At 67.8% G+C, this 25,085-nt stretch carries 23 protein-coding genes; 11 read left to right on the forward strand and 12 right to left on the reverse strand.

Annotated elements, in window-relative coordinates; genetic code table 11:
• Window positions 1-103: 103 nt before the first annotated feature.
• The 3 genes from pdeM to ACWIEX_RS03565 all read right to left on the reverse strand — a co-directional run bounded on the left by pdeM (window position 104) and on the right by ACWIEX_RS03565 (window position 4,491).
• The gene (gene pdeM / locus ACWIEX_RS03555; protein ID WP_454033452.1) at window positions 104-766 is read right to left on the reverse strand and encodes a ligase-associated DNA damage response endonuclease PdeM; all 663 of its coding nucleotides are present in this window, start codon (window positions 764-766) and stop codon (window positions 104-106) included.
• Window positions 767-810: 44 nt separating this feature from the next.
• Window positions 811-3,297, reverse strand: a complete 2,487-nt coding sequence (locus ACWIEX_RS03560) for a ligase-associated DNA damage response DEXH box helicase (RefSeq protein ID WP_454031753.1) — start codon at window positions 3,295-3,297, stop codon at window positions 811-813.
• Between the two features lie 234 nt (window positions 3,298-3,531).
• Window positions 3,532-4,491 (reverse strand): methyltransferase domain-containing protein, encoded by a 960-nt coding sequence (locus tag ACWIEX_RS03565; protein ID WP_454031754.1) that lies wholly within the window; start codon window positions 4,489-4,491, stop codon window positions 3,532-3,534.
• Window positions 4,492-4,520: 29 nt separating this feature from the next.
• Between ACWIEX_RS03565 and ACWIEX_RS03570 the strand changes: the two genes are divergently transcribed.
• Window positions 4,521-5,585: a ligase-associated DNA damage response exonuclease gene (locus ACWIEX_RS03570; RefSeq protein ID WP_454033453.1), complete on the forward strand. Its 1,065-nt coding sequence runs from the start codon at window positions 4,521-4,523 to the stop codon at window positions 5,583-5,585.
• 7 nt (window positions 5,586-5,592) lie between these two features.
• Here ACWIEX_RS03570 and ACWIEX_RS03575 read toward each other — a convergent pair whose 3' ends face one another.
• Entirely contained in the window at window positions 5,593-6,363 is a 771-nt protein-coding gene (locus tag ACWIEX_RS03575; RefSeq protein WP_454031755.1) for an SGNH/GDSL hydrolase family protein, read from the reverse strand.
• A 113-nt stretch (window positions 6,364-6,476) separates the two neighbouring features.
• Between ACWIEX_RS03575 and ACWIEX_RS03580 the strand changes: the two genes are divergently transcribed.
• From ACWIEX_RS03580 to ACWIEX_RS03590, 3 genes are all read left to right on the forward strand, one after another.
• The gene (locus ACWIEX_RS03580) at window positions 6,477-8,114 is read left to right on the forward strand and encodes a cisplatin damage response ATP-dependent DNA ligase (RefSeq protein ID WP_454031756.1); all 1,638 of its coding nucleotides are present in this window, start codon (window positions 6,477-6,479) and stop codon (window positions 8,112-8,114) included.
• Window positions 8,115-8,259: 145 nt separating this feature from the next.
• Window positions 8,260-8,940, forward strand: coding sequence for a response regulator transcription factor (locus ACWIEX_RS03585; protein WP_454031757.1), 681 nt, complete (start codon window positions 8,260-8,262; stop codon window positions 8,938-8,940).
• 103 nt (window positions 8,941-9,043) lie between these two features.
• Window positions 9,044-9,298, forward strand: a complete 255-nt coding sequence (locus ACWIEX_RS03590; protein ID WP_454031758.1) for a DUF6460 domain-containing protein — start codon at window positions 9,044-9,046, stop codon at window positions 9,296-9,298.
• A 3-nt stretch (window positions 9,299-9,301) separates the two neighbouring features.
• On the opposite strand, the gene ACWIEX_RS03595 is transcribed toward ACWIEX_RS03590, so the two are convergent.
• Both ACWIEX_RS03595 and ACWIEX_RS03600 read right to left on the reverse strand, forming a co-directional pair.
• Entirely contained in the window at window positions 9,302-10,390 is a 1,089-nt protein-coding gene (locus ACWIEX_RS03595; protein ID WP_454031759.1) for a quinone-dependent dihydroorotate dehydrogenase, read from the reverse strand.
• The gene (locus tag ACWIEX_RS03600; RefSeq protein WP_454031760.1) at window positions 10,387-10,731 is read right to left on the reverse strand and encodes a DUF952 domain-containing protein; all 345 of its coding nucleotides are present in this window, start codon (window positions 10,729-10,731) and stop codon (window positions 10,387-10,389) included. Before ACWIEX_RS03600 ends, ACWIEX_RS03595 begins: the two co-directional genes overlap by 4 nt.
• Before the next feature lie 167 nt (window positions 10,732-10,898).
• On the opposite strand from ACWIEX_RS03600, the gene ACWIEX_RS03605 reads away from it, so the two are divergent.
• Window positions 10,899-11,528: a S24 family peptidase gene (locus tag ACWIEX_RS03605; protein WP_454031761.1), complete on the forward strand. Its 630-nt coding sequence runs from the start codon at window positions 10,899-10,901 to the stop codon at window positions 11,526-11,528.
• Between the two features lie 14 nt (window positions 11,529-11,542).
• On the opposite strand, the gene ACWIEX_RS03610 is transcribed toward ACWIEX_RS03605, so the two are convergent.
• From ACWIEX_RS03610 to ACWIEX_RS03625, 4 genes are all read right to left on the reverse strand, one after another.
• Complete coding sequence (locus tag ACWIEX_RS03610) at window positions 11,543-12,991, reverse strand: sensor histidine kinase (RefSeq protein ID WP_454031762.1); 1,449 nt, start codon at window positions 12,989-12,991, stop codon at window positions 11,543-11,545.
• Between the two features lie 11 nt (window positions 12,992-13,002).
• Window positions 13,003-14,448: a dihydrolipoyl dehydrogenase family protein gene (locus ACWIEX_RS03615; protein ID WP_454031763.1), complete on the reverse strand. Its 1,446-nt coding sequence runs from the start codon at window positions 14,446-14,448 to the stop codon at window positions 13,003-13,005.
• Between the two features lie 105 nt (window positions 14,449-14,553).
• Entirely contained in the window at window positions 14,554-16,884 is a 2,331-nt protein-coding gene (locus ACWIEX_RS03620; RefSeq protein ID WP_454031764.1) for a putative bifunctional diguanylate cyclase/phosphodiesterase, read from the reverse strand.
• 157 nt (window positions 16,885-17,041) lie between these two features.
• Window positions 17,042-17,983: an enoyl-CoA hydratase-related protein gene (locus ACWIEX_RS03625; RefSeq protein WP_454031765.1), complete on the reverse strand. Its 942-nt coding sequence runs from the start codon at window positions 17,981-17,983 to the stop codon at window positions 17,042-17,044.
• A gap of 421 nt (window positions 17,984-18,404) precedes the next feature.
• Here ACWIEX_RS03625 and ACWIEX_RS03630 point away from each other — a divergent pair, with 421 nt between their 5' ends.
• The 6 genes from ACWIEX_RS03630 to ACWIEX_RS03655 all read left to right on the forward strand — a co-directional run bounded on the left by ACWIEX_RS03630 (window position 18,405) and on the right by ACWIEX_RS03655 (window position 22,767).
• Window positions 18,405-18,566, forward strand: coding sequence for a hypothetical protein (locus ACWIEX_RS03630; protein WP_170843316.1), 162 nt, complete (start codon window positions 18,405-18,407; stop codon window positions 18,564-18,566).
• A 61-nt stretch (window positions 18,567-18,627) separates the two neighbouring features.
• Window positions 18,628-19,917 (forward strand): UDP-N-acetylglucosamine 1-carboxyvinyltransferase, encoded by a 1,290-nt coding sequence (gene murA / locus ACWIEX_RS03635; protein ID WP_454031766.1) that lies wholly within the window; start codon window positions 18,628-18,630, stop codon window positions 19,915-19,917.
• Between the two features lie 31 nt (window positions 19,918-19,948).
• Entirely contained in the window at window positions 19,949-20,395 is a 447-nt protein-coding gene (locus ACWIEX_RS03640; RefSeq protein ID WP_454031767.1) for a DUF2948 family protein, read from the forward strand.
• 41 nt (window positions 20,396-20,436) lie between these two features.
• Window positions 20,437-21,729 carry a histidinol dehydrogenase gene (hisD, locus tag ACWIEX_RS03645; protein WP_454031768.1) on the forward strand — a complete coding sequence of 431 codons (1,293 nt, stop codon included), beginning with the start codon at window positions 20,437-20,439 and terminating at the stop codon, window positions 21,727-21,729.
• Between the two features lie 37 nt (window positions 21,730-21,766).
• On the forward strand, window positions 21,767-22,255 hold the full coding sequence (locus tag ACWIEX_RS03650) for a UPF0262 family protein (protein WP_454031769.1): 489 nt from the start codon (window positions 21,767-21,769) through the stop codon (window positions 22,253-22,255).
• A 107-nt stretch (window positions 22,256-22,362) separates the two neighbouring features.
• Window positions 22,363-22,767: an arsenate-mycothiol transferase ArsC gene (locus ACWIEX_RS03655; RefSeq protein ID WP_454033454.1), complete on the forward strand. Its 405-nt coding sequence runs from the start codon at window positions 22,363-22,365 to the stop codon at window positions 22,765-22,767.
• A 6-nt stretch (window positions 22,768-22,773) separates the two neighbouring features.
• Here the strand turns inward: ACWIEX_RS03655 and ACWIEX_RS03660 are convergent, their stop codons facing one another.
• Entirely contained in the window at window positions 22,774-24,510 is a 1,737-nt protein-coding gene (locus ACWIEX_RS03660) for a pilus assembly protein TadG-related protein (RefSeq protein WP_454031770.1), read from the reverse strand.
• A gap of 39 nt (window positions 24,511-24,549) precedes the next feature.
• Entirely contained in the window at window positions 24,550-24,978 is a 429-nt protein-coding gene (locus ACWIEX_RS03665) for a TadE/TadG family type IV pilus assembly protein (protein ID WP_454031771.1), read from the reverse strand.
• Window positions 24,979-25,085: the final 107 nt, after the last annotated feature.

The following is a 25,085-nucleotide window of genomic DNA, read 5'->3' on the forward strand; positions in this document are numbered from 1 at the left end:
CGGCCGAAGCGTTCGCGGTCGCTCTGAGGCGGTTGCGGGCGCTGGCGTCGTTCCGAAGCGGCGCCCTGATGCCACAACCTTGTGACGGACGCAACCCGCTCTCTCAATCCGGCAGCAATAACCGTGGATCGATCCGGAAGAGCCGGCCGTCGCCGATGAGATGTGCGCTCAATCCCGCACGGAACAACGGCCGGAAAGCGGCGTCGCGCAGGTTGAGGCCGCCGGCATAGGCGCCCATCGCCGGCATCACGCAACGCCGGGCCGACATCGCGAAGCAGCGCCGCCGGATCGCCCGCCCGCGCATCCTGACCTTTGCCGCCGGATGCAGATGCCCGGCGATCTCGTAGCTGCCTTCGGAAGCGCTTGGTTCATGTCGCAGGGTCACGCCGGCCAGTACGATCTCCGCCGCACTCTCGCCGCCCATGGCGCGGCTGATCGCCGGATCGTGGTTGCCGGTGATCCAGAGCCAGTCGCGGCCCTGTTGCATCAGGCTGAGCGCGGCCCGTGTCTCGGGCGCAAGGCGGTTTTCGGCATCGCGATCGTGGAAGGAATCGCCGAGCGCGATCACATGCGCCGGCTGGTGGCGCCGGATCGCGTGGGCGAGCGCCGCGAGCGTCGCGGTCGAATCATAGGGCGGCAGCATCACGCCGCGCGCCGCATAGGCGGAGCCCTTCTCCAGATGCAGGTCGGCGACAACGAGCGTGCGCTCCTCCGGCAGCCAGAGCGCGCCGGAGAGATCGGGCACGAGCGCGAGCCGGCCCAGCATGAAGGCCTCGTTCGTCTTCGCGAGCAGGGCTGCCGCTGCAACCGTCACGCCATCGCCTCTTCCGTCAGCATCGCCTCTGCTTCCGCCAGAATCTCGTCCGCGGCCTCGCCATAGACTGCCTCCCGCCCGATCTCGAGCATCACGGAGACGCCGAGTGGCGAAACATGATCGAGCGGCTGATGCACGATTCGGCCGCTGATCCGTGTCAGCATCTCACCAAGCCGGCGAATGTCGAGCAGACCCGTCGCCGCATCGGCGCGGGCCGCCTTGAGCAGGATATGGTCAGGCTCGTGCCGGCGCAGCACGTCGTAGACGAGATCGGTCGAGATCGTCACTTGCCGGCCGCTCTTCTCCTGGCCGGGGAAGCGCCGTTCGATCAAGCCGCCGATGATGGCGCAGGAGCGGAAGGTGCGCTTCATCAGCGCCGATTCCGCCATCCAGTCTTCGAGATCGTCACCGAGCATGTCCTGCGCGAAGAGCTCGTCGAGATCGAGCGCGCCGCGCGCGATCGCGGCACTCATGTCGCCGAGTGTCCAGCAGGCCATGCCGTAATCGTTGCAGACGAAGCCGAGAGGGCGCATGCGGGCGCGCTCCAGCCGGCGTGTCAGCAGCATGCCGAGCGTCTGGTGGGCGAGCCTCCCCTCGAACGGATAGGCGGCGAGATAGAAGCGCCCGCCACGTGGGAAGGTCTCGACCAGGAGCTCGCCGGGCTGTGGCAGCCGGGATATCCGCTTCTGCGCATGCAGCCAGGCGGAGACCTCCTCCGGCAGCGTGTGCCAGAGGCCGGGCGAGCCTAGGATGGCGCGCACCCGGGCGGCGAGGAAGGTCGAGAGCGGGAACTTGCCGCCGTCATAGGAGGGGATCTTGGGATCGGTGCCGGCGGCGGCGCGCGAGCAGACCGCCTCGTTCTCGACGATCCCTTCGAAGCGCAGAACCTCGCCGGCGAAGACGAAGGTATCGCCCGGCACCATGGTCTCGGCGAAATACTCCTCGATCTCGCCGAGTATGCGGCCGCCGCGCGTGATCATGCCGGGCTGGCCCGGCCTGCCGGCACGCGCGCGGCCGAGCCGGACCTTCAGCATCGTCGCCTCGACGATGGTGCCGACATTCATGCGGTATTGCTGGATGACGCGGGCATGGCTGGCGCGCCAGAGTCCGGCCTTGTCCTGCCGGAGCTTGGTGAAGCGCTCATAGCTCTTCAGCGCATAGCCGCCGGTGGCGACGAAATTGACGACGGCGTCGAAATCCTCGCGGGTCAGATCGGCGTAAGGCGAGGCGGTACGCACCTCCTCATAGAGCGTGTCGGCCTGAAAACCGTCCGAGCAGGCGACGCCGAGCACATGCTGGGCGAGCACGTCGAGCGCGCCGAGGCGCGGCGGCGGCGTATCCTGCGCGGCCTCGTGCACGGCTTCGAGCGCGGCGCGGCATTCCAGCAATTCGAAGCGGTTGGAGGGCACCAGCAGCGCCTCGGAAGGCTCATCCATGCGGTGGTTGGAGCGGCCGATGCGCTGGATCAGGCGGCTCGCGCCCTTCGGTGCGCCGAGATTGACGACGAGGTCGACATCGCCCCAGTCGATGCCGAGATCGAGCGTCGCGGTGCAGACCACGGCCTTGAGGCGACCATCTGCCATCGCCGCCTCGACCTTGCGCCGCTGCTGGGCATCGAGCGAGCCGTGATGCAGCGCGATCGGCAGGTTGTCGTCATTGAGGTTCCACAACGCCTGGAAGGCGAACTCCGCCTGCATGCGCGTGTTGACGAAGACCAGCGTCAGCTTGTGCGTGCGGATGGCCTGATAGACCTCGGCCATCGCATGCAGGGTGGTGTGCCCGGCGATCGGCAGGTTCCGTTCCGTGTCGAGGATGCCGATGCGCGGCTTGGCGCCGCCCGCGACGGTGACGAGTCCGGCCGGTGTCTCGGCGCCGCCGAGATAGCGCTGCAGGTCGGCAGGCTCGCGCACCGTCGCCGAGAGGCCCACGCCCGAGACCTGCGGCGCCAGGGCCTTCAATCGCGCGAGGTCGAGCGCGAGCAGATCGCCGCGCTTCGAGGTGACCAGCGCATGCAATTCGTCGAGCACGATGCGGCGTAAGTTGGCGAAGAACGGCGCGGCGTCGCGATGCGAGACCAGCAGCGCGAGCTGCTCCGGCGTCGTCAGCAGGATATCGGGCGGGCGCTGGATCTGGCGAACGCGCTTGGCGGCGGAGGTATCGCCGGTGCGGGTCTCGATGGTGATCGGCAGCCCCATCTCACGCACGGGCGCTTCGAGATTGCGGGCGATATCCACAGCGAGCGCCTTCAGCGGCGAGATATAGAGCGTGTGCAGGCCATCATGCTTGCCCTTGCGCTCGGCCAGTTCGACCAGCGAGGGCAGGAATCCGGCGAGCGTCTTGCCGGCGCCGGTGGGGGCAACCAGCAAGGTCGAGCGCCCGGCGCGGGCTTCCTCCAGCAAGGCGAGCTGATGCGGCCGCACGCTCCAGCCGCGCCCAGTGAACCAGGCCTCGAAAGCGGGAGGGAGCGGGGAGGGGGCGGTCATGCCGGCCGAAGATAGGCGGTGGCGAGGGGGAACGAAAGGGGAATGGCGGCGCCGCCATAGTCGATCGGGTCAAAGAGTCGGGAGCATCGCTGCCGCCACGCATCCAAAGGCGCTGCCGCGACGTATAGGTTGTGAGGTGTGGCCCCTCCTCAAAGCCGCATCTGGGGCTGGCCCGGTCGCGAACCCCCCTTTGCGGCCGGGTCTCTTACATTTAGCCGTCGAGGCTGGTTGTCTTCACCGCCGCTCCGCCACGACCAGCAGCCCCGGCACGGGCGCGCCGCGATCCTGCCGCGTGCTGGCGGGCTCGACGAGTACGGGGGTAAGCCCGGCTTCCGCGAGCCGCTCCCTCAGCCAGCCTTCCGCATGTGCAAACCGCCTGTCATCGCCCACCACGACGCCATCGCCGTCATGGCTCTGCACCGTGAAAGCCAGCAATCCGTCCGGCTCCAGCACACGCGCGCTCTGGGCGAAGCAGGCGGCAAGTTCGCCGAGATAGACGAAGACATCGGCCGCGACGACGAGGTCGGCCGAAGCATCCGGCCGGCTGGTCAGGAAGGCCGTGAGACCCGCGACGGCGAGCTTGTCGTAGAGTGGGGTGCCATCCGGCGCGAGCTTGGTCCGCGCCCGCTCGATCATGCGTGGCGAGAGATCGCAGCCGGCGATGAAGCCGCTCTGCTCGTGGATCGCCTCGCCCATCAACCCGGTGCCGCAGCCGAGATCATAGACGATGTCGAACCGGAAGGGCCGGCCGGCGTTGTTGCAGCAGCGGACGAGCGCAGCCTTCAGCAGGTCGGGCGCGTTGTAATGCAGGGTTTGCGTGAGATGGCTGTCGAAGCGGTCGGCATAGGCGTCGAACAGAGCGCCGGAGAAATTCTCCGAGGTCGCCTGTTCGGCCGGCAGGGCGCCGATGCGGGCAAGGTCGAGCCGTGCCCCAAAATGGTCGTTGGGATCGAGATCGAGGCATTGCCGCCAGGCGGTGGCGGCGTCTTCCTTGTGGCCGAGCGCCTCCTGCGCCAGCCCGTAGAGATGCCAGGCCGCAGTGAAATGGTAGGCCTGCGACAGGGTCTGGTCGAGGATTTCGACGGCCGCTTGCGCGTCCCCGTCCTTCAGCGCAGCCTCGGCCCAGCCATAGCGGCGGTCGAGCACGGGGTCGCCGGACGAGGCGAAATGCGTGGTCGAGCCTGTATCGGTCATACCGACCGATCTAGCCCAGGAGTGTGACGCTGGCCAGACAAAGCGCCCGCTGGCGCCCCTCCGAATTGCTGTTGCCGACGCCGGCCGGGCTCTATTGCCCGCCTGCCGACATCCATATCGACCCCGTCCGGCCCGTGGCGCGGGCACTGATCACCCATGGCCATTCCGACCATGCCCGCGCCGGCCATGGCGCCGTGCTGGCGACGCGCGAGACCTTGGCCATCATGGCGCTGCGCTATGGCGAGGCTTTCGCCGGCTCGCAGCAGGTTGCCCTGTCCGGCGAGGCCATCCGCATCGGCGAGGTCGATTTCACCTTCGTGCCGGCGGGCCATGTCCTCGGCTCCGCCCAGATCGCGGTCGAAAGCCGTGGCCTGCGCATCGTTGCCTCCGGCGACTACAAGCGCGAGCGCGACCCGACCTGCGCCGGTTTCCAGCCCGTGCCCTGCGATATCTTCATCACCGAGGCGACCTTCGGCCTGCCGGTCTTCCGCCATCCGCCGGCTTCGGGTGAGGTGTCCAAGCTGCTGGAATCCGTGAGGCTCTTCCCCGAGCGCACGCATATCGTCGGCGCCTATTCGCTGGGCAAGGCGCAGCGCGTCATGGCCCTGATCCGCGAGGCCGGCTACGAGCGTCCGATCTATATCCACGGCGCGGTCGAGAAGATCACGGCCTTCTACGAAGCCGAGGGCATCCCGCTTGGCGAGATCAGGCTGGTCTCCGAGACCGATCGCAAGACGCTGGGCGGCGAGATCGTCATCTGCCCGCCGAGCGCGACGCAGGATCTGTGGGCGCGCCGCTTTCCCGATCCGGTCACCGCCTTCGCCTCGGGCTGGATGCGGATCAGGGCACGCGCTCGCCAGAAGGGCGTCGAACTGCCGCTCGTCATCTCCGATCACGCCGATTGGGACGACCTGCTTGCGACGATCCGCGAGGTCCAGGCCGGCGAGATCTGGGTGACGCATGGCGAAGCCGACGCGCTCGTCCATTGGTGCGGCACAGCCGGCCTCAAGGCCAAGCCGCTGCATCTCGTCGGCTATGGCGACGAGGGCGAGGCCGATCCGGTCGAGGAGGCTGCGGATGCGGCGGCCGTCTAGGTTCCGATCAGCGCGACGCTGCGACGACCGGGCGCGACGGCGCGGCCATGCCGACCATGGCGTTCGCCATGTCGCGGGCGAGGCAGTCATAGCCCGCATCGCTCATGTGGAAGCCGTCGGTCCAGAGCGCGGCCTTGAAGGCCTCGGCATCGTTGCGGTGCCATTCGCGCATCGCGTCATAGCGGCCGAAGACCGGCACGGCCTCGCTGCGGGCGACTTCGCCGACCGCCTCGACATATCGGCCATAGCGCTGCGGATCGCGCACGGACGGGAAATATTGCGGGTCGAGGATGGCCAGCGCCGGGCCGGCCTCGCGAACGAGCGCGATTCCCTCGCCGACCATCGCCTTGAAGGCGTCGAGATCGCCGCCCTTAACGGCATCATTGGTGCCGACCTGCCAGATCACGAGATCATAGGAACGCGCGGCAAGCGCGGTCTTCAGGCGGGCAAGTGTCTGCGGAGCGGTCTCGCCGCCGATGCCGGCATTGACGATTTCGATTTGGGACTTGGGCCAGGACTTGGCGAGAAGCGCCTGGAGGCGGGCAGGATAGGTTCTGTCCTTGGCGCTGGCACCGATGCCTTCCGTCGAGGAGGAGCCTATGGCGAGGATCGTCAGGGCCTTGCCCTGCGAGACCTTGGCGGAGAGCGGCGCGAGTGCGGCATTCGAGTGCACGATCGGCGTCTCGCGGCAGGAGAAGCTCGCCGCCTGTGCGGGGGCTCCGACCGAAAGCGTTGCAGCGATGACAGGCAAGGCAAGGAACCGCATCGCGGCGCGCATCGGCGTCTCTCTCCCGGCTACTCCGCTGCCGTTAAGGTTTGCTTCATGAACGGTATCTGAACGATGCGCTGCAGCAGGAACAAACCCAGGCACTGTGGCGCGGAGGCGACAGCATGAACCGCTTCGCCTGGCTGCTCGACCGCCTCGCCTATGAGCCGCGCCGCAACGCCAAGATCGCGCTGATCGCCGATTACCTGCGCACCACGCCCGACCCCGATCGCGGCTATGCGCTGGCGGCGATGACGGGCGGGCTCGTCTTCCGCAATGCCAAGGCCGGGTTGATCCGCGCCTTGATCGCCGAGCGCACCGACCCCGTGCTCTTCGCGCTGTCCTATGATTATGTCGGCGATCTCTCCGAGACGGTCGCGCTGATGTGGCCGGCCCGGCACGGCGCCAACGCGGTACCGCATCTGCCGGAGGTGGTCGAAAGCCTGCGCGAGGCCGGCAAGACCGACTTGCCGCGCCTCGTCGCCGGTTGGCTCGACGCACTCGACGAGACCGGCCGCTGGGCGCTGCTGAAGCTCATCACCGGGGCCTTGCGCATCGGCGTCTCGGCCCGCCTCGCCAAGACGGCCGCGGCCAGCCTCGGCGGCGTCGCACCCGATGAGGTCGAGCAGGTCTGGCACGGGCTGGAGCCGCCCTATGCCGAGCTCTTCGCCTGGCTGGAGGGCAGGGGACCGCGTCCCGAGGCGCGCGATCCTGCGCCGTTCCGCCCGGTCATGCTCTCGCATCCGATCGAGGACGGCGATTTCGACAAGCTCGGCCCGGCCGAATTCTCCGCCGAATGGAAATGGGACGGCATCCGCGTCCAGGCCGTCAGCGGCCGCAAGGCCGACGGCACGCGCGTGACGCGACTCTATTCCCGCACCGGCGAGGATATCGCCGCCGCCTTCCCCGATCTCGTCGAGGAGCTGACGATCGACGGCGCGCTGGATGGCGAGTTGCTGGTGATGCGCGAAAATGCCGTCCAGAGCTTCAACACGCTGCAGCAAAGGCTCAACCGCAAGACCGTCACCGCCAAGATGCTGGGCGAGTTCCCCGCCCATATCCGCGTCTACGACCTGCTCGTCGATGGTGAGGAAGATATCCGCCACCTGTCTCTGGAGGAGCGGCGTCAGCGGCTGGAAGGCTTCCTGTCGCGCCTCGCCAGCATCCGCTTCGATCTCTCGCCGGTGATTCCCTTCGCCTCCTGGGAGGACCTGACGGCGGCCCGCGCCGATCCGGCCGGAGCAGGGGCGGGCGCCGATGCGGAAGCCGTCGAAGGCTGCATGATCAAACGCCGCGATTCGCCTTATCTGCCCGGCCGTCCCAAGGGCTATTGGTGGAAATGGAAGCGTGATGCCCGGCTCGTCGACTGCGTGCTGATGTATGCCCAGCGCGGCCACGGCAAGCGCTCCTCCTTCTATTCGGACTACACCTTCGGTGTCTGGCGCGTGGGCGAGGATGGCGGCGAGGAACTCGTGCCGGTCGGCAAGGCCTATTTCGGCTTCACCGACGAGGAGCTGATCGAGATCGACAAATATGTCCGCAAGAACACGCTGAATCGCTTCGGCCCGGTGCGCGAGGTCACGCATGAGGCTGAATCCGGCCTCGTCTTCGAGGTCGCCTTCGAAGGCTTGCAGCGTTCGACCCGGCATAAATCCGGTCTCGCCATGCGTTTTCCCCGGATCAACCGCATCCGCTGGGACAAGCCGCCTGTTGAGGCCGACCATATCGAGGTGCTCGAAGCGCTGTTGCCGACCAATGGTTGAGCCGGAATGGGTTGCAGCCCTGCGCTGGCAATGCTTGTGATGCGCGGCCGGCCTGGGGCAAAATGCCCGGGTCGGACGAATGCATCGGCCCGGGACGGGTCACGCGGTTTTCGGGTGGTGCGATGCAGGCTTCAAGGAGTGGGCGATGAGCAAGCAGCCTTCGACGCGGATCGTCATCGCGGACGATCATCCGCTGTTTCGCGGCGCGCTCCGCCAGGCCGTGTCGAGCGCGATCGACGGGGCCGAGGTCAGTGAGGTCGGCTCGCTGGAAGCCCTGACCGAGGCGCTGGCCAGCGGCGGCGATGCCGATCTCGTCCTGCTCGATCTGACCATGCCGGGCGTCCAGGGCTTTTCCGGCCTGCTCTTCCTGCGGGCGGACCATCCGGAGATCCCGGTCATCGTCGTCTCCGCCAATGACGATCCGGCGGTGATTCGCCGCTGCATCGAGTTCGGCGCGCTCGGCTTCCTGCCCAAGACCGCGGACGTCGCCCAGATGGGCGAGGCGATCCGCGCCGTGCTCGACGGCGGGGTCTGGACTCCGCCAGGCGTCGATCTCTCGGCCCCGGTCGATGCCGAGATCGCCGACATGGTCCGCCGCATGTCGACGCTGACGCCGCAGCAGGTGCGCGTGCTGATGATGCTGTCGGAAGGGCTCCTCAACAAGCAGATCGCCTATGAGCTCGGCGTCTCCGAGGCGACCGTGAAGGCCCATGTCTCGGCGATCCTGACCAAGCTCGACGTCGACAGCCGCACGCAGGCGGTGATCGCCGCCTCGAAGATCGCCGGCACCGCCTGGGCGACGGCGGGCGCCAGCGCGACAGCTTGAAGCCATCCGTTCAGGCGCCATTCAAGCGCGGCGGGTTTCAGGTTAAGACAGCGCGGAAGCGCCCCGGAACGGCTTGGGGCGCAACGGGATGACGATGGCTTCCATGGAACGGTTTCTCGGCGGCTCGCCCCTCAGCGTCCTCGTCCGCCTGATCTTCATCTCGCTGCTGGTCGGCGCGGCGATGGCTTTTCTTGGCCTCTCGCCGCAGAGCCTATACGAGGCGGCCGCACGCTTCCTGCGCTCAATCACCGGGCTCGGCTTCGGCGCGGTGCGCGAGGTCGCGCAGTGGCTGATCGCCGGCGCCCTGATCGTCGTGCCGCTCTGGCTGCTGATGCGGCTCTTCGCGGCGCGGAAGTAGGCCTTACAATCCCTCGCCGCGCGCGATAGCAGCCGCATCGCGCCCGATCAGGGCCGTCAGGCGCGTCAGGCCGGCGCGGCGCGCCTGGGCGGCGAGCCCTGCCTTGATCTGCTTGGCGAGGCCCGGCCCCTTGAACACCATCGCCGAATAGAACTGCACCAGCGTAGCCCCAGCCCGGATCTTGGCGAAGGCCGTCTCGGCCGAATCGACGCCGCCGACGCCGATCAGCGGGAGCTGACCTTCGACGCGCAGGAAGGCCTCGGCCAGGATGCGGGTCGAGGCGGTGAAGAGCGGCTTGCCGGAAAGCCCGCCCGTCTCGGCCTTGCTGGTGCTGCGCAGGGTCAGCGGGCGCGTGACCGTGGTGTTCGAGACGATCAGACCATCGATGTTGCGCTTGCGTGCGACCGCGATCATGCCGTCGAGCTCGGGCAGGGTCAGGTCCGGCGCGACCTTGACGAGGACCGGCGTGCGCTTGCCGCCGGCTGTCGCCTCGTCCCGTGCGGCGAGCGTGCGCGCCACGAGGTCGTCGAGCGCACTTTCCGCCTGCAGGTCGCGCAGGCCCGGCGTGTTCGGCGAGGAGACGTTGATCGTCAGGAAATCGGCGAGCGGTGCCAGCCGGCGCGCCAGCGTAGCGTAGTCGGCGGCACGGTCCGCCGAATCCTTGTTGGCACCGAGGTTGACGCCGACGAGACCACCACGTCCCCGCCGGGCTTCGAGCCGCTTGGCGACGGCCTCCATGCCCTCGCTGTTGAGGCCGTAGCGGTTGATGACGGCTTCGTCTTCGAGCAGCCGGAAGACGCGCGGGCGCGGATTGCCGGGCTGCGGCAGCGGTGTCACGCCGCCGATCTCGACGAAGCCGAAGCCCAGGCCCAGCGCGCCGTCGACCGCTTCCGCATGCTTGTCGAAGCCGGCGGCGAGGCCGACCGGATTGGGAAAGGACAGCCCGAAGGCCTCGGTCGCGAGCACGGGGTCGTCGGCACCTGGCCTCAGGGCAGGCGCCGCGGCCAGGGCCGCGACGGTCAGGCGGTGGGCCGTCTCCGCATCCATGCGGTGGATCAGCGGTCGGGCGAGGTTGAACAGGCCGCCAATCATGCGAGCGTCTCCGGAATGGCGTGGCTGCCGTCGCGCTTCAGCGGCATGGGAGCGACCCAGCGAACCGCCTTCGGATCGAGCGGGGCGTAGAGATGCGGAAAGAGCGCCCCGCCGCGCGAAGGCTCGTAGCGCAAGGCCGGGCCGAGGCGCCCGTCGTCGATGGCGATGAGCAGGAGCCCGTCCTGACCGGCGAAATGCTTCGCGGCGGTCTCGGCGAGCTGGGTGGCCGTGGAGAAATGAATGTAGCCGTCGGTGAGGTCGATCGGGGCGCCGTCGAAGCGGCCCTTGGCCTCTGCCTCGGACCAGAGCGCGGCAGGGCATATCTTGTAGATCAGGGTCACCGGAGGTCTCGCACGCGCATGTCGGGCACCGGCTTAAACGCTGGCAGGAGGATTCCGCAAGTCGCTGTCGGATTGCGGCAAGATTCGGATTGAAATCTTATCGGATAGGGGATATTTCCTATCTTCAATCCCCGCCGAACGGCAAGAGCGAAGCGAGGCCCTCAGCGATGCTGTCACATGACCAGATCTGGGGGGCGATCGACACGCTGGCCCAGCGTTACGGCTTCACCGCCTCGGGGCTGGCGCGCAAGGCCGGGCTCGACGCCACCACCTTCAACCGCTCCAAGCGCGTCGCCCCCGACGGGCGCGAGCGCTGGCCCTCGACCGAATCGATCTCCAAGATCCTGGCCGCGACCGGCGCCTCCTTCGACGAGTTCATGAGCGTGGTGCTGCGCCGCGATCCCGCGCCTGCCCGGACGATCCCGCTGATCGGTTTCGCCCAGGCGGGCTCGGGCGGCTTCTTCGACGATGGCGGCTTTCCGGCCGGCACGGGCTGGGAGGAGGTCGCCTTTCCCGGCGTCGCCGACGAGAAGGCCTATGCGCTGGAAATCTCCGGTGATTCGATGCTGCCGCTCTATCGCGACGGCGACACCATCATCGTCTCGCCGACCGCGACGGTTCGGCGCGGCGACCGGGTCGTGGTCAAGACGGTGGAGGGCGAGGTGCTGGCCAAGCAGCTCAGGCGCCAGACCGCCAAGACGATCGAGCTCGCCTCGCTCAACCCGGAGCATGCCGACCGCGTGCTGAACCTCGCCGAGATCGCCTTCATGGCGCGGGTGATCTGGGCAAGCCAGTAGGCGGAGATGATCCGTCAGTGTCCGTTGGCGCGGCGGGCCGGCAGCATCACTGCGAAGACCGCGCCGGCATCGGATGGCTCGAGCGCGATCGAGCCGCCATGGAGCCGGACCAGCTCGGCCGCGACCGCAAGGCCGAGGCCGGTCCCGCCAGGGGTCACCGAGCCCCGGAAGGCCTGGAACAGATTGGCCCGCGCCCGCTCCGGCACGCCGGGGCCGTTGTCGATGATGCGCAAAGCCACCGAGCCGTTCTCCGGCCCGCCCGTCACCGTCAGCACTGGCAGGTCGCCGGGCTCCGCCCCGGCCCGCGTCAGCGCCTGGATCGAGTTGCGCATCAGGTTCGTCAGCACGCGCGCCATCTGGTCGGGATCGCAGGGCGCCGACAGTTCGGGCGGAACCCGGTTCTCGAAGCGCGGCTGCTTGCCGTCGCCGAGGCCGAGCATCTCCGCCTGCTCGGCGACGAGCTGCCGCAACGGGACATCGCGGATCGCGGGCGTCGCCTCGGCGGCACGGCCATAGGCGAGGGTCGCCTGGCAGAAATCGATGGCGCGCCCCAGCGTCGCGATCAGGCGCGGCGCGAAGCGGCGGATCTTCGCGTCGCGGGTCTCGATCAACTGGTCGGACATGAGCTGCGCCGCCGCCAGCATGTTGCGCAGGTCGTGGTTGATCTTCGAGACGGCGAGGCCGAGCTCGGCGAGGTGCTTCTTGGTGCGCAATTCATCGGCAAGCGTCGCTTCCATGCGGGCGAGTGCGCGTTCGGCCTCGCCGATCTCGTCGGCGCGCAGCGAGGGCTCGATGATCCGCCGCGGATTCTCGGGGTCGGCCTCGAATTCCATGACATTGGCCGCCAGATGCCGGATCGGCCCGATGATCAGCGCATTGAGCGCGATATAGACGGCCAAGGCCGTCAGGCCGGTGATGAGCAGCGAGATCAGCAGCAGGCTCCACGAGAATTTCAGCATCGCCCGGCGCAGCGGCGCCTCATCGATGACGATCTCGACGAAATCGGCGCCGCCGACGGCTTCGCCGACCACGCGGATCGGCATGGTCGCGGGTGCGACGAGGACGGCGAGCGCCTCCTTGATCGCATTCATCCAGTCGAGGCTGCGCAGGTCGATCGAGCGGGAAACCTCCGGCGGCGGCATCGAGTCGAGGCTGAGCAGCCGGCGTGCGCCGCCGACGCGCGCCGCGATCGCGCGGGCTCCGACGCCCATCAGCAGGCGGTTCTCGCTGCCCTCGGGCAGGCCGTCCTCCGGCGCGCCCTCCAGCACCAGCGCCGCGACCTGGGCGGCGGCGATCCGGTCATGCAGCCAGTTGCGGCGGAAATTCGCGATGGAGGGCAGATAGATCAGCACCTCCGCCAGCATGACGAAGAGCACGGTGACGAGCAGCAGCTTGGCCGAAAGGCCGAGGCGCGTGAGGCCGCGCGGCTGGCTGACCGACAAGGCTGACTTGGGTGCATGCATCGTCGGTGATCTTAGCCGAAACGCCTGAGAAAGCCGATGAGGCGGCGCAAGGCCGGCCGCGTGGTCAGTGTCGCATGGAACGAGAGCGCGGCGCGGCGCGAGGCATCGGAGCGGGCGGTTGCGGGCAGCGGCATGCCGGCGAGCTCGCCGACGCCGAGCCCGGCCCGCATTGCGATGCACCAGGGGGCGATCAACTCCCCTGCATCGTCGCCGACGATGGTGGCGCCGAGGATGCGGCCCTTGCGGTCGACGACCGCCTTGACGAAACCTTCCGTATCACCGGCAGCCTGTGCGGCCGCGTTCTCGGAGAACGGCCAGCGCAGCACCCGGATCGCTCCGGCCCTGGCACGGGCGTCAGCCTCCGTCATACCGATCGCGGCGACCTGGGGCCGGCTCCAGACGACGCGCGGCTCGCTCGCCAGATCGATCTTCACCGGCTGGCGAAACAGGACGTTGCGCAGCACGAGTCCGACATGGTCGTCGCCGGCCCGGTCGGGCGAGGCGGCGGCTGCGCCACCCGCACAGGCCCCGATAGCATGGACGCGGCGATTGCTCGTCCGCAGGCTCCGGTCGACGCTGACACCGGATGCATCGTGCCGAATCCCGGCGAGATCGAGGTCGAGGCTGCCGATCTCGGGGCGGCGCTGGCCACAGACGAGAAGATGCGAGCCTTCGATCGTGGTTTCGCCCGCGGGCGTCGCGAGGACGAGGCGAAGCCCCGAGCGGCTGCGTTCCACCCGCAGCGGCTCACAGCCTTCATGGAGATCCAGCCCCTCGCGCAGCAGCCGGCGCCGCAGGATCGTTGCAGCTTCGTCGTCGTGACCTGCGAGCAGCCCGTCCGGAGCGACAAGCTTTGCGAGGCACCCGAGGCGGCGCAGGGCCTGGGCCAGGGCGATGCCCCCGCCGCCGATCGCGATCGGCCGTTCGGGTAATCGGGTCAGGCCGGCGAGGTCCGCCTCATGGAGAACAGGGACGGAATCGAGCCCCGCTATCGCCGGCGGCACGACATGCGCGCCGGTGGCGATCACGAAGCGGCGTGCCTTGATCGGGCGGCCATCGACGGTGACCGTGCTGCGGCTGGTGAAATGGGCCTCGCCCTGGACGATGGTGATGCCCAGCGCAGCCAGGCGCTCGGCTGAATGATTGGCGCCGTCGGCGGACAGGGCGCGCTGGATATGGTCGTGGATCTGGGCCGGGTTCGGCTGCGGCTCGGCCGCCGCGAGGCCGAAGCGTGCCGCATCGCGCAGCGCCTGCGCCCGGGCGGCGATCGCGATAAGGGCTTGAGTTGCGAGCGGTCCGCGACTTCCGCCGATGGCGTCGCGCTCGACCAGAACGACCGGGACGCCGAAAGTCGCCGCGGCGATCGCGAGCGCAATGCCGTTCGCGCCCGCGCCGATGACGCAGATATCGGGTGTCAACGCGGCTGGTTTCGCCGCCTTGGCCGTGCCGTCGCTCACCGGATGTCCCGTTTCGCTCGCTTGTCCAATCGCTGATGCGTTGCCGGGCCGGCGGAATCAAGGCCGCTGCGCAGGCGCTTCGGAAAAAGAACGGTGCTCGCCCGTTCAGGCCACGCTGCGGCTGCCGTTCCTGGCCTTGATGCCGGCGAGCGGCTCGGGGCGGCCGAACAGGAAACCCTGGGCGCGATGGGCGCCGAGGAGCTGGACGGCGATGCGCTGCTGCTCGGTCTCGATGCCCTCGACCACGACGTTCATCTGGAGGCGGCGCGCCAGTTGGCAGACCGCCTCGATGACGGCCTTGGAGGCCTCGTTGGTGTGGACCTCGCGTGTGAAGCTCTGGTCGATCTTCACCTGCGCGAACGGGTAGGTCGAGAGATAGGCGAGCGAGGAATAGCCGGTTCCGAAATCATCCAGCGCGAAAGTGACGCCCAGAGCCCGCAACTCGTCGAGGACGGACAACGCCAGCTTGTCGTCCTCGATCAGCAGCGATTCGGTGACCTCGAGCATCAATCGCCGCGATTCGAGATGCGAGGCGAGGAGCGCTTCCTTGACCGTCTCGACGATCCGGCGCGGTTCGCGGAACTGCAGCGGCGAGACGTTGACGGAGACGCCGATGCCGGGCTCCCAGCTTGCGGCATCGCGACAGGCCTGGCGGATCGCCCAGTCGCCCATGCCGGCGATCAGGCCGGACTGCTCGGCGATCGGGATGAACACGCCGGGCGGCACCATGCCGCGGGTCGGGTGGCGCCAGCGCATCAGGGCCTCGCGCGACACGACCTTCTGGGTCTTCAGGTCGATGATCGGCTGGTAATAGAGTTCGAGCGTGCCGTCGGTGCAGGCCTTGCGCAGATCGATCTCGATCTCGTGCCGCTCCATCATCTCCTCGGCCATGGCCGGGTTGAAGAACATCACGGTGTTCCGGCCAGCCGATTTGGCCTTGTAGAGCGCGGTATCGGCATGGCGCAGCAGGTCGGCCGGATTGGCGCCGTCGTGTGGCGCCATCGCGATGCCGATGCTCGCCGTCACGTAGATGGTCTTGCCGTCGACGTCGAAGGCCCGCGCCATCACGTCGATCATGCGATGGGCGATGGCGGTGACGACGGCATGGTCTGCGGAGGGCAGGATCAGCAGGAACTCGTCGCCGCCGAAGCGGGCGAGCTGGTCGTTGCTGCGGATCGCGCTGCGCAGGCGGCTCGCGGTCTCCATCAGCACGTGGTCGCCGGTATCGTGGCCGAGGCTGTCATTGACCTGCTTGAAGCCGTCCAGGTCGAGGTAGAGCAGCGCGAAGGCATCGCCGGTGCGCTCGAGCTTGGCGAAGGCTTCCGCGATCTGCGTGCTGTACTCGAACCGGTTCGCCAACCCGGTGAGCTCGTCGAAACGCGCCATCTGCTCGATGCGCGCCTCGGTCGCCTTGCGCTGGGTGGCATCCTCGGTGAGCATCAGGATGCCGCCCTCGGCAGCAGGCGCCAGCGTCACGACCAGGACGAGGCCGCCCCGAGTCACCAGCTCGCGGCTGGTCGCCTGCTGGGTCGCCTGTACCTCCGTCAGTGCCGTGCGGATGTCCCGCAACTGGTCCTGGCTGATCACCTGACGTTCGACCAGGAAACGCGCGATCGCCGTCAAGGGCGTGCCGGGGAGGGCGAGCGTCTCCGGCAGGCCGTAGAGCGTGCTGTGGGGGGCATTGCTGACCGCGAGCTTGAGACTGCGGTCGAACATCGCCAGCCCGTCGATCATGGTGTTGAGCGCGGCATCGAGCGTCAGGTTCTGCGAGTGCAGGGCGGAAGCGAGCGCCTTCGACTGCTTGTTGGCGTCGCTCAGCGCGAGCAGGTTGCGATGCAGCGAGTTGGTGATCGCGATATTGGCCGCCACGTAGAGGAAGGCGAAATAGCCGATATAGCGGTAATAGGGATTATGGGCGCCGATCAGCCCGATCGCCATCGGGATGCAGAAGGTGAGGAGCTGCACCGCGACGAATTTCGGCCGGCCGGCATTGCGCGCGACATAGCCGGAGGCGAGCGCGATGGTCGAGGCGACCGAAGTGATATGCGCGGCGGCATCGTCGGTCTGGACCAGCGCGACATAGCAGCTGTAGCCGAGGACGGCACTGAACGCCGTTGCGCCCATGAAATAGTCGCGGTCCCAGCGGCGGGTCTCGGCATAGCTGTCCTGCGCGTGGTTGCGCCGGCGATAGGCGATCACCGTCATGATGCGCAGGATGACGATGAGCGTCACCAGCACGGTAAGGACCATGAAGATGTCCATGCCGGTGGACACCCAGCACAGGAACGGCGTCAGGATGCCGGCGATGCCGCCGGGGACGATCGAGGCCGGCGACGAGAACAGCGAGCTGACCAGCAGCGTATAGCCGGTCAGGTCGACGGTCTCGCCCTGCTCGCGCTCGCCAGCTGTCATCAGTCGCTTGAGCGCGCCTGCCATCTACTCCTGCCTTTGCCGCCCCGCGCATTACAACGCGCGAAGCTCGCACGTCGCGCATCGTGCCGAAGGGTTGTACGAGAGCAGAGGTAAATGCTTCGTGTGGTTTTCCGGGGGCCGTTCCCTCGAAAATCTGGCGGGACCTGATACGCGCCTTCGATCAGACCGGGGCGAGGTGGCGCTGATAGACGCGGGCCAGCATCCGGTCTTGCGTCTGGGCGATGCGCTGCAACTTCGAGATCGCGCTCGGGCTGAGGCGCAGCATGCAGTTCGTCCAGATATCGCCGAGATGGCCGAGTTCTTCGCGCAGGTCGCCATGGCGACGGTTGAAGGCCGAGAACAGCGCGGTCTTGGCCGCGTGGATCGGCAGCGAGTCGGCGCAGTACTTGCGGATCCAGTCCTCGCCCGTGCCGGCCGGGACCACGGCCTCGAGACCGCCCGCCGCCATGAATTCCTGCGCGCTCATCTCCTCACCGGAGAGCAGCATCTGCTCGGCGGCGCGCTGGCCCATGCGCCGCGACAGGATCGCCACCGCCGTGATCGGGAAATGGTTGAACTTGATCTCCGGGTAGACGAACGAGGCCTGTTCTTCGGCGATCATGACGTTGCATGAGCGCGGCGCGTCGATGCCGCCGCCGATCGCCTTGGCGTGGATCGTCGAGAGCGTCACCACAAGGCCGTTGAGGCCGCCGGAGTTCAAGATCGCGCCTTCCGCCGAGAGCCGGGCATATTCGGTCAGCGACGCGCGATCGTTCTTGGCCAGGCAGTCCAGGTAGAAATCGAGATCGCCGCCGAGCGTGAAGAACGGCCCCGTGCCGCGGAAGGCGAGGAAGCGCACCGGGGCGCGGTGATACTGGTCGGGCGCGCCCCATAGCGCGACGATCGCGCTCTGAATCTTCACCAGGCTGTCGAGCAGCTGCAGCGTGAAGACCGGCTTCAGCTCCGGCCGGATCGTGACCCAGAGCGTCTTGATGTCCGGCTCGTAGGCGATCTCCACCTCCGGCAGGAAGCCTGCCTTGTAGCGGATCGCATCGATGACTTCGCAACTCTCCAGCAGGGTCGGCGCAAGGCTTCCTGCTCTGGTCTTCAAGGACTGCAACATGACGCTACCCCACGAACTCCTTGATGCCCGCAGCGTAAACGAGCTTAACGAAGTGTAAACGAAATCAGGCGGAAATGGTTAATAGCATTAAGCTTTTTTCGATGACGCTGCGTCATGTGATGCGTTCCGGGACGCTCGGCCTCCGACCAGGCAAGAGCCGCGCCGCCGCGATGCGAACGATCATTGCGTGGAGGGCTGGAATCCGGAAACAAACGGTCCCTGTCGCGGCCGGTAGGGGAAGGATCGTTCCCCGGCGGGAAAACCGGATCGGAGCTGGCTCGCTCCGGCACGATGCTGGCCCGTCATGGGGCAGGGCGGTCGGCGATCGACAGCGCTTGTCCCCCGGCGGCTGTGGGTCTAACGATACCGCCGCGAATTCGCCGCGTTCCCGCGTTCAAACATCTTTTGCCGAGCTGATGCCGTGACCCGCCAGACAGCCGAGGACGAGAAGCAGGCGCGCCTTGCCGCCGCGCTCCGCGAGAACCTGAAGCGCCGCAAGGCCCAGGCTCGCGCTCGTCGTTCGGACGAAGCGCAAGCGCGTGAGCCGGCCCCGCCCTCTCAGGCCGATTCCTCCCGGACCTGAACTCCCTTATTCTCCCATGCGCCGCCGGCCCTGTGCCCGGCCGGCCGAGCAGGACCCGACGATGGACAAGATCCGCATCACCGGCGGCCAGCGCCTCAATGGCGCCATCCCGATTTCCGGCGCGAAGAACGCCGCCCTGCCGCTGATGATCGCCAGCCTGCTGACCGACGAGACGCTGACGCTGACCAATGTGCCGCGCCTCTCGGACGTGACGGCGCTCTCGCGCATCCTGTCCAACCAGGGCGTCGACCGCACTGTCGCCGGCAAGCGCATCGGCCAGTCCGCCGAGACCGGCCAGACCATCTCGCTGACGGCCCGCCAGATCGTTGACACCTGCGCGCCTTATGAACTGGTCTCGACCATGCGGGCGAGCTTCTGGGTGATCGCGCCGATCCTGGCCCGGATGGGCGAGGCCAAGGTTTCGCTGCCGGGCGGCTGCGCCATCGGCACGCGCCCGGTCGATCTGCTGCTGATGGCGCTGGAAAAGCTCGGTGCCGAGATCGTCATCGAGAACGGCTATGCGCTGGCGCGCGCGCCCAAGGGCCTGAAGGGTGGCGAGATCGTCTTCCCGAAGGTGACGGTCGGCGGCACCCATACCGCGCTGATGGCGGCCGTGCTCGCCCAGGGCACCACCGTGATCGAGAACGCCGCCTGCGAGCCGGAGGTCACCGATCTCGCCGCCTGCCTCGTCAAGATGGGCGCCAAGATCGAGGGCGCAGGCACCTCGCGCATCGTGATCACCGGGGTGGCGCGCCTCGGCGGCGCGCATCATGCCGTGCTGCCCGATCGCATCGAGGCCGGCACTTATGCGATGGCCGTGGCGATGACCGGCGGAGACGTCGTCCTCGAAGGCGCCCGGCCGGAGCTGCTGCAATCGGCGCTCGATGTGCTGGGTCAGGCCGGGGTCGAGATCGACTCGACCAACGAGGGCATCCGCGTGCGCCGCAACGGCCATGGCATCGAGGCGGTCGACATCGATACCGATCCCTTCCCCGGCTTCCCGACCGATCTCCAGGCGCAGTTCATGGCGCTGATGACCAAGGCCAAGGGTACCTCGCGCATTCGCGAAACCATCTTCGAGAACCGCTTCATGCATGTGCAGGAGCTCGCCCGCCTCGGCGCGAAGATCCGGCTGGACGGCGATGTCGCCCATGTCGAGGGCGTCGAGAAGCTGACCGGCGCGCCGGTGATGGCGACGGACCTGCGCGCCTCGGTCTCGCTGGTCATCGGCGGTCTCGCTGCCGAGGGCGACACCACGATCAACCGCGTCTACCATCTCGATCGCGGCTTCGAGGCGCTCGAAGCGAAGCTCAGCCGCTGCGGCGCGCTGGTGGAACGCATCAGCAGTTGATTTTCTCGGGGCGGCTCGTCAGAACAAAACCATGTCAGACGCTGCCGCCGACCCGCTGAAGCTCATCGCACTCGACGCCGATGATCTCGCGATCGTCTCAGCCCATCTCCAGGATGCGGTGCTGAAGGCGGCCGACCTCGTCTACCTGCCGCGCGAGCAGCGCTTCGCGCTCGCGCTGCGCCGCTTCGATTGGGAAGGCGCTCAGCACGGCCAGCGACGGCGGCGCCTGACCGCGCTGCATTTCGACCGCGTCCAGACGGTGCGTAGCGCCAAGCTGGACAAGAATGATCCGGACAAGGTCCTGAATCTCCTCGCCATTACCTTCGATCTCGGCGAGGACCCGGCCGGCGAGGTGACGCTGCATTTCTCGGAAGGGGCAGCGATCCGCTTGTCCGTCGAATGCATCGAGGCCCAGATGAAGGATCTCGGCCCGGTCTGGGAAGCCGTGGCGACACCCGGCCATCCCGACGGCGCCTGAGTCTCCAACGCCCTTTCTCGACAATAGTCCAAGGACCAGCGATGCCGATCAGGCTCGACGATAGGGATGCCGGCTTCACTGAGGGCTTCGCGGCGTTGCTCTCCGCCAAGCGCGAAGTGTCGGAGGAGGTCGACCGCGTCGCCGCCGATATCATCGCAGATGTCCGGAAGAGGGGCGATGCGGCGCTGATCGACTACACATCCCGCTTCGATGTGCTCGATCTGACGCCTCAAACCTTGCGCGTTTCCGAGGCCGAGATCGATGCGGCCGTCGCCGCCTGCTCGCCCGAATTGCTGGCGGCGCTGGAGACGGCGGGCGAGCGCATCGAGAGCTATCACCGCCGCCAGAAGCCGGCCGATTCCTGGGTCGAGGATGCGGCGGGCGTCGGGGCCGGCTGGCGCTGGAGCGCGATCGAGGCGGTCGGCCTCTATGTGCCCGGCGGCACCGCGAGCTACCCCTCCTCCGTGCTGATGAACGCCATTCCGGCGAAGGTCGCTGGCGTGCCGCGCATCGTCATGGTCGCGCCGACGCCGCGCGGGGAGACCAATCCGCTCGTGCTCGCCGCCGCCCGGCTCGCCGGCGTCGACGAGGTCTACCGCATCGGCGGTGCGCAGGCCGTCGCGGCGCTGGCCTATGGCACGGCTACGATCGCGCCGGTCGCCAAGATCGTCGGTCCCGGCAATGCCTATGTCGCCGCCGCCAAGCGCCGCGTCTTCGGCCAGGTCGGCATCGACATGATCGCCGGCCCTTCCGAAGTGCTGGTCATCGCCGACCGCAGCGCCAATCCCGACTGGATCGCGGCCGATCTGCTGGCGCAGGCCGAGCATGACGTCTCCGCCCAGTCGATCCTGATGACCGATGATGCCGCACTGGCCGCCGAGGTCGAGAAGGCGGTGGAGGCCCAGCTCGCGACGCTGCCGCGGGCGGCGATCGCCGGCCGGAGCTGGCAGGAATTCGGCGCGATCCTGCTCGTTGCCGATCTCGAAGCCGCCGTGCCGCTGGTCGACCGGCTCGCGCCCGAGCATCTCGAGATCATGACGGCCGATCCCGAGCGCCTTGCGGGGCTGATCCGCAATGCCGGCGCGATCTTCCTCGGCGGCCACACGCCGGAGGCGATCGGCGACTATGTCGGCGGCCCCAATCACGTCCTGCCGACGGCGCGCTCGGCTCGTTTCTCGTCTGGGCTCGGCGTCGGCGATTTCATGAAGCGGACCTCGCTGCTGAAATGCGGCGCGGAAGGCCTGCGCGTCCTGGCCTCGGCCGCGACGCGATTGGCTGAGGCAGAGGGCTTGCAGGCGCACGGCCGATCCGTGACGATCAGACTGAATATCTGAGCTCCGTCCGACAGGCGGCGCCATGGCCGGAGGAGCGATGTCCGACGTCTCGACTGACACCAACCGGCGCCTGGTCGGCCTCACCCTCGACGAGACCTCGCTCGGCCGGGGCTCGCCCGACCAGGAACACGAGCGCGCGGTCGCGATCTACGACCTGATCGAGCGCAACAGCTTCGTCATTCCCGAGCATGATGGCGGCCCCTATCTCGCGCATCTGGCCATGGTCGAGCGGCGCCTCGTCTTCGAGATCAAGCAGGCGGATGGCGCGCCGGTCGTGACGCATCATCTCTCGCTCAGCCCGTTCCGGCGCATCATCAAGGACTACGAGATGGTCTGCGACAGCTATTATGCGGCGATCCGGACCTCGACGCCGGCGCAGATCGAGGCGATCGACATGGGCCGGCGCGGCCTGCATGACGAGGCAGCCGGCATCCTGGCAGAGCGGCTGGCGAACAAGGTCGAGGTCGATTTCGACACCGCGCGCCGCCTCTTCACGCTGATCTACGCCCTGCACTGGAAGGGCTGACGCGCTTGAAGCCCAACGCATTTTCGAGCGAATTGGCCCCCGGCTCGCCTGTCGAAAATGCGCCGAATGCGCGTGACGTTCCGCGCAAGGTACAAAGCGTGCTGTTCATGTGCGCGATGAATGCCGTGCGCTCGCCGATGGCCGAGGCTCTGGCCAAGCACTTCTTCGGCAAGTCGATCTATGTCCAGTCGGCCGGCGCCCGCAAAGGCGAGGCCGATGGTTTCGTGCTGGCGGTGCTCGACGAGATCGGCATCGATCTCAGCAAGCACAAGCCGAAATCGATCGAAGAGCTGGAGGAATGGGAGGGGCTCAACTTCGACCTGATCATCACGCTCTCGCCGGAAGCGCATCACAAGGCTCTGGACCTGACGCGGACCCATGCCGCCGAGGTGGAATACTGGCCCACTGTCGATCCCACCATTTTCCAGGGCTCGCGCGAGCAGAAGCTCGACGCCTATCGCGATGTCCGGGACGGCCTGATCAAGCGGATCAAGCACCGCCTCCAGGTTTGACGGTGCTCACCGCACCAGTACGGCCCCGCCGCAGCGCACGCCGCTGACCCAGCTATCGGCCTGGCCGAGACCGATGCCGAGCGTGCCGAGCACGCCGTTCAGGATCTGGTCGAGCGGCGTCGCCGCATTGCCGATGACGCCGCTGACCAGCCCGTCGAGGCCGGGCAGGCCGAGGCCGAACCCCAGGGCCTCCACGCGCAGCTCCAGATCTCCCACGAGCCGCCCGAGCAAGGTCGCGACGAAATTCTGGGTCGAGGTCGTCTTCTTGTCGCTGCGCTGGATTTCCGGATAGCTGAAGCTGACGGCGGCCTCGGAGAGATTGGTCATCGTCACATGGGCGCGGCCCGTGACCTTGGCGAGCCCGGCGGCGTTGACGAGCGTCGCGGCGGGCGGATTCGGCGCCCTGCTGAAATTGTTGAACTCGGCCATCGAGACCTGGCCGATCCAGGCGTCGACCACGGCGGGCGTGACGCCGAGTGTGACGCGCGAGGTCGAGACGTCGCCCGGCGAGCACTGGATTCCGGTGATCCGGGCCGTCGCCGCGGCAAGTTCGAGATAGAGCGGCAGCCGAACCAGCGAGGCAGCGCCCGAGCCCAGGAGGTCGACCGTCAGCAGCAGCCGGGTCTGCGCCGTGTGGACGCTGGCGCCGGCACGGCCCACCCGCACCAGGCTGGTGCCGATCGGCCGCTCGCCGATGCCGAGCTTCAGCGATACGGCCGCGACCCCGGGCAGGTTCAGGTTGAGCCCGACATCGATCTGGCGGTTGCCATTGGCGATCTGCGCGACCGCCGAGACGATGTCCAGCGCCGAGAGCGAGGCCGCGAGCGGCTTCGGCCCGGAGAGCGGCTTGTCGCCGGCCGGGCCGAAGGAGATCAGCGAGGCGAGATTGACCGGCAGGTTGCTCGCCGACGCGCTCGCGAGCCGGCCCAGTGCCGCGGTGGCGGTGCCGCTGCGCGTGTCGTGATCGCGCGAAGCGTCGACGATCGCCGCCAGTACGTCGCCGAGGCGGGCATCGGCCTTGAGCACGTCGTCATAGGTCGCCGCGGTCAGGTTGAGACGGGTGGCGAGGTGCTTCGAGAAGTCGAACAGGTCGACCCGCGCCTTGATCAGGGCGTCGTAATCCATCACGGAGAGCGAGACGCCGCCCCCGAGCAGGCCACCCAGCAGGCTGTTGAGCAGGCCGCCATCGAGCTTGAGCAGGCGAGAACCGACGGCGAACGAGGCTTGGGCATCCTGGAAGGCGATGGCGCTGGAACCGATCGGCACGTCCCCGCCGCGGAGGCTCGCCACGGGCTGCGGGGCCCCGGCAGGGCTCGGGGCCGCGCCCGTTGTCGGCGATGTCGCGGTTGACGATGCCAGGACCCGGCCGAGCAGCAGCGGCGTGGTGGTCCGCATGTCGATCCTGACGGCGTTGACGCTGGCGGCCGAGCTCGGGACGAAGCGTGCCCCCACCGCCAGCTTCGGATCGGGTGTGTATATGCCGGTCTGCAGTATCTGGATCGCGCTGCCGGAAAAACCGTTCTGCATCGCGCTGGCCCGGGCCGCGGCCTGGGCGCGCGGCAGGTCGCTGGCCGCCGCGAGAACGGCAAGATCGTTGGCAGTCTGCAGCTTGCGCTTCTCGTAATAGAAATTGCCGACATCGACGGCCATCGCACCGAAGCCGAACAGGACTGTCGCGGAGGCCGCGAAGAGGATGGCTGCGCCGCCTCTCTGATTCCCGGCGAAGTTCACGAGCCTGAGCATGGATGGCCCCCTTTTGGCCTTGAGCCCACGAAAAAGCGTTCAGTATCCGCCGCGCTGGACGACGGCCCGGCGTTCGATCATGGGTTGTGGAAGCGAAACCAGCCGGCTGAGGTCGTCATAGATCGAGCCGCTCATGTCGTAGGCGACGGAGACCTCGAAGCTCTGCATTTGTGGGCCGGTCTGACCGGTTCTGATGCGCAGCTTCGCCGGATCGATGAAGGCGTAGGCGCCGGCATGAGCCATGATGAAATCGCGCGCGATCTGGGAGCGCTCGGTGTCGCTGAGGCCTGATACGGACGAGCGTGCCGCTTCGGCTGCGATCTGCTGAATGCTGTGATAGATGCCGAAGACATACCCATATCCCATGATGCCGACGAGGAGCAGCAGCAGGATCGGAGCGATGAAGGCGAACTCGATCGCGGTGGTCGCGTGCTGGTTTCGCAAGAGGCGGGACAGTGCGCGGAGCATGGCCGTTCCTCAATCAATCAATGCAACTAGTGGTTGTAAATCTCTCCTGTTGATGAAAGGTAAATGCGGGCCAGAGCGGGTAATCGCCGTTCCACGCGCGTGAATCG

This window comes from Allobosea sp. NPDC055353 (assembly GCF_053644975.1).